2 protein-coding genes are annotated in these 15,751 nt (G+C 44.2%); both read left to right on the forward strand.

The annotated features are described in order from the left end of the window. Positions 1-37: 37 nt before the first annotated feature. Positions 38-8,746 (forward strand): type I polyketide synthase, encoded by an 8,709-nt coding sequence (locus V7728_RS08145; RefSeq protein WP_099566719.1) that lies wholly within the window; start codon positions 38-40, stop codon positions 8,744-8,746. Further along, the gene (locus tag V7728_RS08150) at positions 8,739-15,743 is read left to right on the forward strand and encodes an SDR family NAD(P)-dependent oxidoreductase (RefSeq protein WP_099566720.1); all 7,005 of its coding nucleotides are present in this window, start codon (positions 8,739-8,741) and stop codon (positions 15,741-15,743) included. Before V7728_RS08145 ends, V7728_RS08150 begins: the two co-directional genes overlap by 8 nt. Positions 15,744-15,751 lie beyond the last annotated feature (8 nt).

Genomic DNA, 15,751 nt, shown 5'->3' on the forward strand with positions numbered 1-15,751 from the left:
TGCGGCAGTGCCATTTGTAAAGGGGATGAAGATTTTTATGAAAGAAGCCCGTCATATTAGAAAAAAAGTACTTTCTGACATAGAAAGCGGCATCATTTCTTTGGAAGAAGGAGTAAAGCGGATACAGCAGCTTGGTTCTCATTCCGCAGGGGGTAGCGGACAGGCGATATATTATCAGACGGTCTGGCAGCGGACAGATCTCAGCATTCATGTAAAAGGCGGCCGACGTGAGGGCAGCCTTTTATTATTTCATAAAAATGAAGATGTGAGTAAAGAACTTGCTGCATTGCATGATACAAGGGTTATCTTGGTTAAGCCGGGGAAAGAGTTTCGAAAAACCGGGGACGGTGTATTTGAAATCGACCCCCGCTCTGAAAGAGATTACATAAACCTGTTAGGATGGCTTATAGAAGAAGAGAAGTCAGATATACGGGAAGCGGTGCATTTGTGGTCAGACATGCCGTTTGAAAAGACAGAGAGAGCGATTCGTGAACAATGCGACAGCGGAGTCTATTCTTTGTTTTTATTACAACAGGCGCTCTTCAAAAATAACTGCCGCAAACCGATCAAACTGTTATATGGATATTTTTCACATCTTTCTGGAGAACAGCCTCTTTACGCGGCGGCAAGCGGATTTTTGCGGACATTGCAGCTGGAAAATCCGTTAATCTCAGCAAAAAGCATTGAGATAGAGCAGTCAATAGCAGCTGTTCACGCAGCTGATATCATACGCAATGAGCTGAGTGATTTCCAGCCTTCAGATGTAGAGATTCGTTATAAAGACATGCAGCGTTATGTCAAACAGCTCAAAACGTATGAACCCGAAAAAAATTCCCGAAGCGGAGATGTGCCGCTGAGAGAAAATGGAGTATATATTATCGCAGGAGGCGCGGGCGGATTAGGATTTACCTTTGCGGAATATTTGGCTTTTCAAACAAAATGCTGCCTTGTTTTAACGGGGAGATCTCCGCTTTCAGATCATATAAGAAAACAGCTGAGACGATTAGAGGATGCCGGTTCTTCAGCTCTTTATGTTCAGGCTGATATTACCAATAAGGAAGAAGCCGAATATGTAGTCAAAAAAGCCAAAACTTCTTATGGAAAAGTAAACGGGGTCATTCAGGGCGCGGGAATCATCCGTGACTCTTTCCTTCTTAACAAGTCACGAGAGGAATTCGATCAGGTAATCAGACCGAAAGTATTGGGTACGATGTGGCTGAATGATGCTGTTGAGAAAGAAAATCCTGACTTTTTCATTTGCTTCTCCTCTACTTCCGCAGTGTTGGGAAATGTCGGGCAATCTGATTACGCGTTCGGAAACAGTTATATGGATCATTTCATGAATATGCGTTCTGCCCAGGATTCTGATACGATTTCTCTCTCTCTGAACTGGCCGCTGTGGAAAGAAGTCGGCATGCAAGTGGATGAGCGCACGGTAGAGACAATGAAAAAGGCGGGTTTTTATCCTTTAGAAAAAGAGGAAGGTAAAGAAGCGTTTGCAGTCGCATTGTCCTCCGGTTTTTCGCAATTTACTGTATTTTACGGAAATGAGCAAATTGACAATCATGTTCAGCAATTATATGAACGAAAAGACAATATTCAGGCAGATGAAGGAACAGGGAGAAATATCGAATCATTTGATTCAGAGAAACTGACAGCTGAAACATCTGATTTCATCATAAAAGTGATTGCTGCAGAATTCAGGATGCCTGCGGACAAAATAGATGCAGAAGAGGCATTGGAAAAATACGGACTTGATTCCGTTATGATTATCAATATGACGAATGAGCTTGAAAAACATTTCGGCGCGCTCTCAAAAACGCTGTTATTCGAATATCAGACTGCGGCAGAATTGTCACAGTATTTCGTTGAGGAGCACAGGGATACTCTTCTTCATAAACTCCGGTTAGGAGAAAACGGGAGCAGCACCCCATCACAGAAGAAAAAAGATCATGAACAGACAGCCGATGTTAACGGGAAACAGAAAATCCAGATGAAAAATCAGGTGCAGCAGGAGAAGTATCATGACAATGATATCGCGATTATCGGTATCAGCGGACGTTACCCGATGGCAAATGATCTTGATACTCTGTGGGAAAACTTATTGAACGGTAAGGACTGTATAACTGAGATACCTAAGGATCGGTGGGATTCGGGGCTGCACTATCAGCCTGCGGCGGGCGACGAAGTAAAAAACCAAAGCAAATGGGGGGGATTTATTGACGATGTGTATCATTTTGATCCGTTGTTCTTTAATATTTCTCCTGCCGAAGCTGAATTAATTGATCCGCAGGAGAGACTGTTTTTAGAGACGGTTTGGCACACCATAGAAGATGCGGGGTACGCAAAGAAAACGCTTGAACGAAAAAACGTCGGTGTTTTTGCAGGGGTTATGTACGGCCAATATCAGCTGTACAGCGTTGGTCACGAAGCGGCCGTTTCTTCCTCATATGCATCAATCGCCAACCGGGTATCGTACTTTTTTAATTTCAGCGGGCCAAGTATTGCTTTGGACACGATGTGTTCCTCATCATTAACGGCTGTTCATTTTGCCTGTGAAAGTTTAATCAGGAATGAATGTGAAATTGCAATTGCAGGAGGCGTCAATTTATCCATTCATCCTCATAAATATGAACTCCTGACTCAAGGCGGATTTTTATCCAGTGATGGCCGGTGCAGAAGCTTCGGTTCAGGAGGGGACGGCTATGTGCCGGGAGAAGGGACAGGTGCCGTGCTGCTGAAACCTGTAAAAAAGGCTATTGCGGACGGTGATCAGATTTATTCAGTTATTAAGGCAACAGCCATCAACCACGGTGCTAAGACGAATGGATATACTGTGCCGAATCCCAAAGCTCAAAGTGAGGTCATTACGAGAGCCTTAAAAAAAGGATTTATTGATCCAAACAGCATCAGCTATATAGAAGCTCACGGAACAGGCACCGCGTTAGGAGATCCGATTGAAATCACCGGTCTGACCAGAGCATTTTCAGGTGCCGAACGCGATAAGAAAACATGCGCGATCGGGTCGATTAAATCAAATATCGGACATCTTGAGGCTGCTGCAGGCATAGCGGGCATTACGAAAGTTATTCTTCAAATGAAACATAAAACGATTGTTCCGTCACTGACTCATTCTGCTGAATTGAATGAAAATATACCGTTTCAAAAAACACCTTTTTATGTACCGGACAGTGCCGAAAAATGGGAGTCATCCGTTCCCAGGCGTGCCGGAATCAGTTCTTTCGGGGCAGGAGGAGCTAATGCCCATGTTATTTTAGAAGAATTTGCGGATGAAGCTATCTCTCCTCTCGCGGCTGAAGAACCTGAACAGCTTTTATTTGTTTTTTCTGCAAAAAATGCCGACAGGCTGGCAGAATATGCAAAACGCGCAAAAGAACATATAGCAGCCAGAGATTATCCATTAGAAACACTTAGAAATACAGCATTTACTTTACAAACCGGCAGAGAAGAAATGCCGCACAGATTGGCTGTTATCGCCTCCACAAGAGATGAATTGCTTAAAAGACTGACAGACTATATTCTCGGAAACGCGACGGATCATATTTTTACAAGCGGCAAAGACACAACAGAAGCTCAAAGGATGAACATAGCTGAGATTGAAGAAGCAGCCGCAAACAGGGATCTTGTGAAGATTGCTGAATACTGGGTTGGCGGTAACGGAGTAGATTGGCCGTCACTTTATAAAGATGTCACTTTGAGACGGATTTCAGCACCCGGATATCCATTTGCCAAAGAGCTGTGCAGAATAGATGTGCAAAATATGGGAAGCCGCCGGATGAACGTTAATAACGATCTGCATCCTTACATTTCATGCAATATATCTGATTTTAAAGCACAGAAGTTTCTTATCAATGTAAGCGATACCGGTTTGTATATAAAAACAAAGTATCAAGACAAGGAAATGTTTCCGTTTCTCAGCCAGATTGAAATGGCGAGAGCTGCCGGAGCGATGGCTTCAGGGAATCCGATTATTAAATTAACAGAGCTCTCCTTTAGAGAACCGATGTTACAAAGCGGAAGCAATGAGCAGATCCGGATTGTATTAACCCCGGATAATCAGGGTGCATCGTATTCTATAGAAAAACAGAGCGACTCATCCATTTATTCCTCAGGGCGGCTCGAATTAGAAGGCGGGGCGTACGAGAACGGAAATGTTCATCTTGAGCCGTTTCTGTCTCAGCGCGCAGACCGCATACCGTACGAAGCGTTTTATCAGCGGCTTGCCGAATTCGGATACAGCTGCAGTGACAGTCTGAAAGCGGCAGAGTACTGCGTCAGCAGGAACGGACAGGTACTTTTAAAAATAAAAGCAAAGGCCGGGCCGAAAGGGTGCATAATCAAACCGGAAGTTATTGAGAGCGTATATCAAGCCGTCATATACCTTGCGGGGGAAAATGCCGGAGAGCTCCCGGAAAACATTAAGGAATGTACGATTTTTGATCATGAGACTGAACCCGTTTATGTATATGCAGAACAAACTGAAGAAAGCGATTCGGCTTATGATGTGTATGTATTAGACAATGCCGGCGGGATTTTGATGGAGCTGAGCGGGCTGGTTTTTGGCGAAAAGCCTAATAAAAATGTACGTTTTTATGAGCATAAGTGGGATCAAAAAAACCCTCTGATTGAAATCAAAGATAGGGAGCCAAAAACAATTCTGGTCTTTGCAAAAGATGAAGCATTAGCTGAAGCTCTGAAAAATCAATCAGACAGCCGTGTCATTCTCGTCACGCCGGATCAGCGGCAGACCGATCAAAATCTGCTGACATTCTGTGTAAAACCGGAAGTGACTTCAGATTACATTCGTTTATTCGAAGAATTGGAGAAAAAGGGGGTTGCTCCTGATGTCATCTTGCACACGGGAGAAACATTTTACGCGGGTGACCGCCTTCTCAGCGGCCTGGAATCAATTTTTTATTTATTAAAAGCCCTGAGCGCCCGCAGTGACGCCTCTCTTTATCTTCATTCTCTGCTTCTTGTTCACTCTTTTAAAGAAGGCGTGAATGATCCGTATACGGGCGCTCTTGCAGGCTGTTTAAAAACGGCAAATATGTTGGTGCCATCCGCAGAGAATGTGAAGTCAATCGGTTTTTCAGAACGTATATCAATTGAAAAAATGGCTGAATTTTGTCTTAACGAAATGGTTTCAGGCGCGGAACGGCAGGCTGAAGAAGTTAAATATATTAATGACAAGAGGTATGTTAAGACATTAAAAGACTATGTATTCAATCATACAGAGCACTCTCATCAGCTGAAACAGGAAGGGATTTACCTCATAACGGGCGGTTTGGGCGGTCTGGGCCTGATTTTCGCAAAATATTTGGCCTCTCAATATCAAGCAAAATTAGTATTGACGGGAAGGTCACCGTTAACAGCTGATAAACGCCATAACATTGACCGGCTGCAGGCGCTTGGAGGAGATGCGGTATATTATCAAGCTGATGCCGCAGATCAAAAGACGATGGGACGGGTCATAGAAGAAACGAAACGGACTTGGGGCTCCATTCAAGGCGTTATTCATTCAGCTGGTCATGCCGATGATCGGTTATTTACAGAGATGAATCTGGCTGATTTTTCAGATGGCATGACTGCTAAAATTGAAGGCACGGTATGTTTAGATGAATTAACGAAAGATGAGCCGCTTGATTTCTTTATCGTATTTTCTTCTATTTCTTCGGTCTTCGGAGATTTTGGACAGGTTAACTATGCGTTGGGCAATTATTTTCAAGATCAATATATAAATTGGAGATCCGAACAGAGCCGCCGGCAAGAGAGACAAGGCAAGAGCATTTCGATTAACTGGCCGTTGTGGCGTAAAGGCGGAATGCATTTAAACAAAGAAGCTGAAGAAGCATATCTTTCCGCATCCGGGTTTGATTATTTGGAAACGGAAGAAGGGATAGCGGCTTTTGAGACGATTTTGGCAAGTGACTGCCCGCAAATTTCGGTTGTTACCGGGGATGCCGAAACGACACCAGCAAGAAAAGATCTGCCGCATCAAAAAGTAAATACGCTTCCGGTTCGTCAAGAGGAAATTTCTTATACAGCACCGGCTTATACAGACAATGTCCTGGAAGAACTGAAGCAAATGGTATCGGAATTATTGAAAATTAACATTGAACAGCTGGATACGGCAGAGAATTTCGGCAATCTCGGCTTTGATTCTATCAGTTTGAAAACATTAGCTGTCCGACTGAATAAAAAATACAAACTAAAGCTGACACCTGCCGTTTTCTTTACTTACAGCCATATTAAGTCTCTTTCAGAATTTCTGAACAGTGAACTGCGTACTGTTGCAAAAGGGAATACAGATGCAGAAAAAAACATTTCTGAAAAAAGGAAAGTAGTGCACGCTGGGAAAACCACGGGGAAAACCGTGAAGCCGCCGCGAAGTTTTCCGTTTGAAAAAAAGACAACAAGACAGGCTGACCATCATCCGGAGAAGCAGCCAGTTGCCATTATCGGGATGAGTTGTGTTTTTCCGGGAGCAAAAAATGCAGATGAGTTTTGGCTCAATTTAATCAATGAAAAAGATTTGATCCAGGAAATTCCCCCGGATCGCTGGGATTGGAAAAAATACGCCGAAGGCAAAGGAAGCAACGAAGTATATTCGAAATGGGGCGGCTTTATCACAGATGCCGATAAATTCGATGAGGCGTTTTTCAATATTAATCCGCGGGAAGCAGAACTCATGGATCCTCAGCACAGAATTTATTTGCAGGAAACCTGGAAAGCGATAGAAGATGCGGGTTACAAAGCTTCAAAGCTGTCTGGCAAAAATATCGGGGTGTTTACGGGCATTCAATTTAATGATTACCGCCAGCTGCTGATGAGGCATTCGGACGGGGCGCACGCGTTTGCGGGAACCGGAAACAGCCAGGCGCTCATCAGCAATCGTGTATCCCACTATTTTAATTTCAGAGGTCCGAGTGAGTCCATTGATACAGCCTGCTCAAGCAGTCTTGTAGCAATCCACAGAGCTGTGCGCTCGATTCAAAATGGTGAAAGTGAGCTGGCGGTAGCAGGCGGGGTTTCGCTGCTTTTAGATCCAGTCACGCATATGTATACTGATAAACTCGGTATTTTGTCTAGGGACGGCCGGTGTAAGACGTTTGATAAACTTGCCGACGGTTATGTCCGCGGTGAAGGTGCAGCTGTTCTGTTATTGAAACCATTGCAAGCGGCAATGAATGACAGAGACAATATTTACGGAGTTCTGAGAGGAACCGGAGCAAATCACGGAGGAAGATCTGCTTCATTGACCGCTCCGAACCCGGAAGCTCAGGCAGAACTGTTAACGTCTGTTTACAAAAATGCCGATATTCCTGTTGATACGATATCTTACATTGAAGCACACGGAACCGGGACAGAACTGGGAGATCCGATTGAGATTGAAGGCTTGAAAAAAGCGTTTGGATCTTTTGAGCCGCATCCAGGAAAGAATCATGATCAATATTGCGGCATCGGTTCAGTAAAAACGAATATCGGTCATTTAGAGCCCGCCTCTGGAATGCCGGGGCTGATTAAAGTATTACTATCCATGAAGTATAAAACACTGCCTGCCACACTTCATGTCAAGGAACTGAACCCTTACATTCAATTAAGCGGAACACCGTTTCATATTGTCAATAAAACTATGAAGTGGGCCAGATTAATAGATCGAAAAGGAAATGAAATTCCGCGCCGTGCCGGAGTCAGTTCCTTTGGATTCGGCGGGGCAAATGCTCATGTCATCGTGGAAGAATTTGAATACGGACAAGATAAAGCAGTAACTGGCGAGCGGGAACAAATCATTGTTCTATCGGCCAAAACAAAGGAAAGACTGATGGTTAAAGCCAAAGAGTTAACAACGTTTTTACATGAAGAACTATCAGTTCAATTCAGTCAGCAAGAGGTGCAGGAACGTGATTTGCAAGAGGCGGTTCGGGAAGCGGCAGCGGGTATCCTGCGTTTAGATACCGCAGATATAGATGCAAAGACACCTCTTTCGGAATTCGGATTTGATCCGTTGGCTTATTCCGAATTAATCTCTTTTATAAACCAAATGTACGGCACAGAAATATCACTTGACATATTTCAGGAATTAAAGACACTGAGCGAGCTGTGCCGCTATATCAGCAGCATCCGGAATCGATCAGCTGATAAACCGTATAAGGGCAATTTTAGAGAGAAGTCCGGAATCAGTCTTGAAGAAATAGCATATACGCTGCAAACCGGAAGGGAACCATTTGAATGCCGCCTTGCGATCACTTGCTCGAATACAGGAGATCTTCTTGAAAAATTAAACGGTTACATCCAGGGGAGCAGGCTGCAAGGTGTTTATGAAGGAAATGTAACGGATTTTGATAGTCTGTACGCTCCTTTATTCGGCGGCCCCGAAGGTCATGCATATGTACAATCACTGATTCAGCAAAACAAGCCGGCCAAACTGGCTCAGTTGTGGACGATCGGTTGTGAAATCAGCTGGGAAGACTTGTATGAGGAGGAACTCAAACCGGTTAAACTGTCTCTTCCTCTCTATCCTTTCAGTAAGAACAGACATTGGATTCATTTAAATAAAGATGAAGCGCAGAAGGCTGAGGCTTTCTCGAACACTGAGCTTCACAACTCAAATAAAGATACAGCAGATGGAGAAATCATGTCGCTTCTTGAAAAAGCACAAACAGGTGAGATGAATACGAAAGAGACGTCAGAGCTGATAGAGGAGTTGCTTTTCCATGAATGAAAAAACGATGCAAATTGAGCAAATCGTGAAAAAGGTGAAAGAATGCAGCCTGACGCCTGAAGAAGGGCTGGAATTAATTAAGAGCTTGGGGACAACCCATCTATATGAAATGGTATGGGATAGACATGAATTTAAAGGCAGTAAAAAATTCCCGCATACGAAAGAGCCAATTTTATTTTTTTGCGAAGACGACAGCATGTATACCGTAATGAAGAGACAGCTTGAAGGTTATGAGGCGCCTTTCATTTACGTGACTTCCGGCGAGCGTTTCGAAGATTGCCGGAACGGTCGTTTTACAATGAACTTTGCAAAAGGTGAGGATTATGATGCGTTATGCGGGGTTCTGCGTTCTCAAAATATAAGACCCCGCCATATTATTCATTTTTTGGCTGCCGGGCTCTTCAAAAATACAGAAGATGCAATGAGAAAGCAGCTCAATAAAAGTCTGTATTCCTTGTTTCAAATGTTTCAGGCCTTCATGGCGAACAAACTTTGTCCGAAAGCAGAAATTTTGTATCTGTATGAAAATGCCGAGGGCGAGGTTCAGCCGATTTATAACGCGGTTGAAAGTTTTCTTAAGACCGTACAGGCCGAAAATCCGAATTTCACATGTAAGGCTGCAGAGCTGAAATCAATGTTTGACGAGCCGTTTACAAAGCAGCATATTGCAGATGTCATCTCTTTTGAATGGAACAATCAATGTAAGACGGACCACTTTACCTGTTATGAGCCGAGGCATTATTATAAAAGGCAGCTTCAAAGAGTAAAAAAAGAAGATGGGGAGAAACATAGTTTCAGTGTAAAAAAGAACGGTGTGTATTTAATTACGGGAGGAGCCGGCGGTCTCGGGTATCTGTTTGCTGAATATCTGGCGAAACAGGCAGAAGTCAAGCTGATATTAACCGGGCGTTCCCCGGCCTCCCGTGAAACGGCGCAAAAATTAAGTGCTCTTGAAAATCTCGGCGCTGAAGCCTTATATGTCCCGGCAGATATTTCAAAGGAAAAAGAGACGGACGCTTTGATTAAGCACATTAAGCAGACATTCGGAGAATTAAACGGAATTTTGCACAGTGCCGGACTTGTTAAGGATGCATTTATCATAAAAAAAACGAAAGAAAGCATAGAAGAAGTTATAGCGCCTAAAGTATTCGGAACCGTTTGGCTGGATAAAGCAGCTGAAGAAGAGCCTTTAGATTTCTTCGTTATGTTTTCATCCCTTTCGGCCGTTCTGCCTAATGCGGGTCAAAGCGACTACGCCTTCGCTAACGGATGTATGGACGGATTCACCCAGTATCGAAGCATTAAGGGACGTCCCGGGAAAACACTTTCTATTAATTGGCCGTTATGGGATGCGGGCAATATGACAGTCGGGCCGGGAGAGCTGCAGGCTTTAAGACATGCAGGGCTGGAACTTTTATCCGCCCAAGCAGGGCTTGCCGCTTTTCAGGACAGTATGAGCCGCTCTGCTTCTCAGCTGGCTGTTATCAGCGGAGACAAAGATAGAATAAGTGAATTACTCTCAACTGACCATAAAAAGATAGAGACTGTGCCTGAAAACAACAGTAATCTGCCGCAATTACATGAAAAAGATCTGAAAAAGCAAACGGTCCGTCTTTTGACAGAGATCGTCGGAGCGGAAACGGGAAGACCGGCGGACAGTATTTTACCCGAGGATACGTTTGACCGTTACGGAATTGATTCTCTAACGATTTTAGGTCTTAACTCCCGTCTGGAAAAGTATTTTGGAAGAGTGTCTAAGACTCTTTTCTTTGAATACAGCAGTGTTGAAGAGCTGTCAGAGTATTTTCTTGAACACTATCAGCATGAGTTGCAGAAGGCGTTTTTACCGGCAGCCGAACAGCGAATTGATCATTCGGCGCCGGCGAAACGGCAGAAGCTTTCCGTTTCCCGCATACCATCCGCACCTTCCGAGGAAGATATTGCAATTATCGGTATAGCCGGCCGCTACCCGATGGCGAAAGATGTGGAACAGTTTTGGGAAAATATTTCTTCCGGAAAAGATTGTATAACGGAAATACCGAAAGAGCGCTGGGATTTTCGGAAATATTATCACACAGGTGACAATGCCCGTCATGACAGCAAATGGGGAGGTTTTATAAAAGACGCTGATAAATTCGATCCGCTGTTCTTCTCAATTTCGCCTCGTGATGCCGAGTTAATTGATCCTCAGGAACGGTTATTTTTAGAGACAGCATGGCACACGTTTGAAGATGCGGGTTACACAAAGAAAAAGTTGAAACGGCATAAGACAGGTGTATTTGTCGGTGTCACCTACAGCCACTATCAGTTATTTGCAGCCGGTGCTTCAGATGATGAGGAACGTCAGGCGCTCTTGTCTTCTTATTCGTCTATCGCAAACCGGGTGTCATATTTCTTTGACCTGCACGGACCCAGCCTTGCAATTGATACAATGTGTTCTTCTTCACTTTCTGCTGTTCATTTTGCATGTGAAAGTTTAAAAAGGGGAGAATCCACCCTCGCCATAGCCGGAGGCGTGAATTTATCTTTACACCCGGATAAATATACTTTACTTTCCCAAAATCATTTTGTTTCAAGCGATGGGCGCTGCAGAAGCTTTGGAGCGGGAGGAGATGGATATGTGCCGGGAGAAGGAGTCGGGGCCGTTCTTTTGAAATCGCTTTCTGCCGCGAAGGCTGACGGGGACAGGATTTACGGTGTGATTAAGGGAACATCTGTAAATCACGGCGGAAAAACAAACGGATACACTGTGCCAAATCCGGGCGAGCAGGCAAACGTCATCAGTGAAACTCTTGATAAGGCGGGGATTGATGCAGACAGCATAAGTTATATTGAAGCGCATGGCACCGGGACATCTTTGGGAGACCCGATTGAGATTTCAGGTTTAACCAAAGCTTTGCACAGCTCGAAAAGCGATTATCGTTGTGCAATTGGTTCGGTTAAGTCAAATATCGGACACCTAGAGGCTGCGGCGGGAATTGCTTCTATTACAAAAGTGCTGATGCAAATGAAGTATAAACAGCTTGCTCCTTCCCTTCATTCCGATAACTTAAATCCTAATATTGATTTTGAGGAAACACCGTTTTACGTGCAGTCTGAACTGACTGATTGGGAGACGCCGCAAAATCAAGCCAGAAGGTCAGGCATCAGTTCTTTCGGCGCTGGAGGATCTAATGCCCACATTATCATCGAAGAGTATAAGAATGAAGAAAAGATGGAAACGGTAAAGAGCAACAAGACGCAAATTATTCTGCTTTCTGCCAAAAATGAAGAACGGCTCAGACTCTTGATTGATGCATATATAAAAGAATTGGAGCCAAAAACGTCACTAGCTGATGCTGCGTACACCTCGCAGACCGGGAGAAACGCTATGGAAGAGCGGCTCGCTGTTGAGGTTAGCAGCATTGACGATCTTCGCAATAAGCTGACGATGTATTTGCGGTCAGATCATAAGTTAAACGGTTTATATAGGGGAAAGGCCCGCCGAGGCGCTGGTCAAAAGAATGCCCTGTCAGCCGCCCACTTTAAAAGTGCAAGAGAAATGGCCATTCACTGGGTGAACGGAGGAGACGTTCAATGGGAAGAGATGTACACTGCGGAATTACCGAAGCTTGTCTCTCTTCCTGCATATCCTTTTGAACGGAACAGATATTGGGTGCCTGCCGCAAAAGCTGCACAGAAACAGAAAAAAACAGGTGCACCGCAAAGTCTGCCACACGCACCGACTGACTTATCATTTGATGTATTAAAAAAATCGTGGAAAAAACAAAAGGCTGCGCCTTCCGCTTTTACGAAAGGACAGGTGATGATCCTGGCTAATAGTGAAAGTGAGCGGCTTGCATTCGAATTGTTTGATTCAGATCCTCTGATTGAATCCGCTGTCATTTGCGCAGATAACTGGGATCATTCGGATGGAGAAGCCAAAAAAACGGCTCTAGCAGTCATAGAAGAAAATCCGGAAATCATCGGCATGATTGACCTGTCAGATTTGCGGAGTGATCAAAACGGGGCACGCACCGGCACAATCGGGAAGCTGACACTGCTGCAGGAAATCATAAAGACACGTAAACAGCTTTTCGTTTTACATGTGACCAGAGGGCTGCAGACATTTCTGAATGACAAGCCGTCGTTAGCCGGAGCCGAAACAGCCGGACTATATAAAATGCTGAGTGCGGAGTATCAAAAGATAAAATCAAAAACAATAGATGTAGACGGTCATGTCGGGACTGCGGCGGAATTGAGACAGGTAATCACAGATGAAGCTTACGCTGACGGGCTGTATAGTGAAATCTGCTACCGGAACGGTGAACGTTATATTCCATACGTCGAAAAATTACATGCAGCGGAAATAAACCGGAAACTATCCGGTCTGCCAGTATGCCGTACGGATCAAACCCTGATTATTACAGGGGGAACAAGAGGGATCGGAGCAGAACTTGCCAGACATTATGCCGGCAAGGGAGTCAAAAAACTTGTGTTGATGGGAGTAACCGACCTTCCGGAATCTGATAAAATAGCCGGCATGTTAAAAGACACCGATGAAAAGTCACCTCTTTATTCGAAATTACAACTGCTGCATGAGTTGGATCAAAAGGGAGTTCAGGTGGAAGTGTATTCCGGGCCGCTCACGGAAAAAGAAACATTACATCGCTTCTTTTCAGAGGTGAGACTGAAGTTCGGCAAAATCGGCGGGGTCATTCATTGCGCTGGTGCAGCCAATCATTCGAATCCGGCTTTTATTCATAAATCTGATCAAGAAATAAGAGAAGTATTTGAGCCAAAGGTGCAGGGGATGCAGGTACTTCATGACATTTTTATTGATGACAAACTTGATTTCTTCATTTTGTTTTCATCTGTTGCGAGCGCCTTTCCTTTATTAGGCGCCGGAACAAGTGACTATGCCGCGGCGAACGCTTTTATGGATTACTTTGCGGCGTATCAGCATGCAGCCGGCAGAACATATTATCAATCAATTAACTGGCCGAGCTGGAAGGACATTGGGATGGGCGAGGTGACAAGTCCATCATATCAGGCACTTGGTTTACTTTCACATTCAACAGAAACAGGTATTGCCATGCTGGATGAAATGATGACGATAAACGGATACCCATGCCTTATACCGGCAAAGACACATCCGGAGAAGTTCATGCTGCAGCAGCTGCTCCAGACAAGAATTCAAGCTGCTAAAAATAACCCGGATGCTGAGGAAAAAGTGATTTCTGGTCAGAGAGACAATGAAGCTATAATCAGGAAGTTAATGGAGATTTTTTCCGCGGAGCTGAAAATACCTTACGGGAATTTAGATCAGGATACGTCTTTTGCGGATTACGGAGTTGATTCAATCTTACTGGTTCAGCTTGTCAAAAAAGCGGAAGCTGCATTTCAAATAAAAATTGAACCATCAGCTTTTCTGGAGTATCCGAGTTTTTCACAACTGGGCGTCTATTTAAACGAATTATTTGCAAGTGAGGGGATCAGTCCTCAAATTGATTCAGAAAACATTGAGGTTCGGAAAAAAGAGCAACATATAAATCAAAATGCTTCCGAAGTACGGGACAGCGGATCTCAAATACAACAAACCAGTCTGAACCAAATCGCTATTATCGGAATGGGCTGTGAGTTTCCGGATGCTCCGGACACAGAAACGTTCTGGACAAACTTGAAGAAAAGACAAAATAGTGTCCGCGAAGTCCCGGCGTCGCGATGGGATATTTCTTCATACTACTCTGACACCTATGAAAAGGGAAAAAGTATCAGTAAGTGGGGCGGATTTCTTCAAGATATTGAGTCTTTCGATCCCGCGTTTTTTAATATGAACAAAAGTGAGGCATCAGAGCTTGATCCGTTAATCAAAAAATGCCTTGAGGTCAGCGTCCAGACATTGAGAGACGGCGGCTATACAAAAGAAGAAGTATCAAACAAAGAAGTCGGCGTCTTCATCGGTTCGCGGACCGGGACGTTTATGTCCAAAATAGGTTCCCCTTCAAAAAATACGATCGTGGGTATAGGACAAAATTTCATAGGCGCGCATATCTCACACTTTTTTAATCTGAAAGGACCGAATCTGGTTGTAGACACGGCTTGTTCTTCTTCATTGGTCAGCGTCCATCTCGCTTGTCAAAGCCTGATGTCAAAAGAGTCAGATATGGCGATTGCGGGCGGAGTTGACATTTTGCTGGATCAAAAGCCTTACGTCATGCTGAGTGAGGCTCGGGCGCTTTCACCTGAAGGAAAATGTCATACATTTGATGAGAAGGCAGATGGCTTTGTACCGGGAGAGGGATGCGGCGCAGTCCTTTTGAAAAGACTTGATGACGCCCTTGCCGAAGGTGACAGAATTTACGCGGTAATTGACTCATCCGCGGTTAATAATGACGGACAGACAATGGGAATGACAACACCTAATCCGAAAGCGCAAAGCGCAGTGATAAAAAAAGCCCTGAAAAAAGGCGGAATTGATGCAGATACTCTCAGTTATGTCGAGACGCATGGCACCGGTACGATGATAGGAGATCCGATTGAATTAAAAGCGCTGACAGAAGTGTTCCGGGAGGTTACGGAAGAAAGGCAATTTTGCGGAGTAGGCAGCGTAAAAACGAATTTCGGACATTTAATGAGCGCAGCGGGGATAGCGAGTATTATAAAGGTTGCCTTATCCATAAAAAATCAGATGCTCCCGCCGACATTACATTGTAAAACGCCAAATCCGCGTTTTAAATTTGATCAGTCGCCATTCTTTCCGAACACGTCTTTAAAAGAATGGCGTCCCAGAAAAGGGGTTTTGAGAGCCGGAATCAGTTCTTTTGGATTCGGGGGCACGAACGCACATATGATATTGAGCGACAGCCATCTCACATTAGGATATGGAGAGACAAAAAGACACCCGCTTTCTCCGGTTATATTCAATAAGGAACAATGCTGGATCGACAATGGAGAAACTCCAGAAAAGGAAGAGTCAGAATTGCTGATTCCTTTACTTGATTTCAAAGAATTATAAAGAAAAGA

The sequence above is a fragment of the Bacillus sp. JHAA genome (genome assembly GCF_036961585.1).
Taxonomy (GTDB): Bacteria; Bacillota; Bacilli; order Bacillales; family Bacillaceae; genus Bacillus; species Bacillus velezensis.

Bases quoted from the DNA above. Each gene is read 5' to 3' on its own strand.
- V7728_RS08145 (WP_099566719.1), top strand. From the start codon at position 38: ATGAAAGAAGCCCGTCATATTAGAAAAAAAGTACTTTCTGACATAGAA.
- V7728_RS08150 (WP_099566720.1), top strand. From the start codon at position 8,739: ATGAATGAAAAAACGATGCAAATTGAGCAAATCGTGAAAAAGGTGAAA.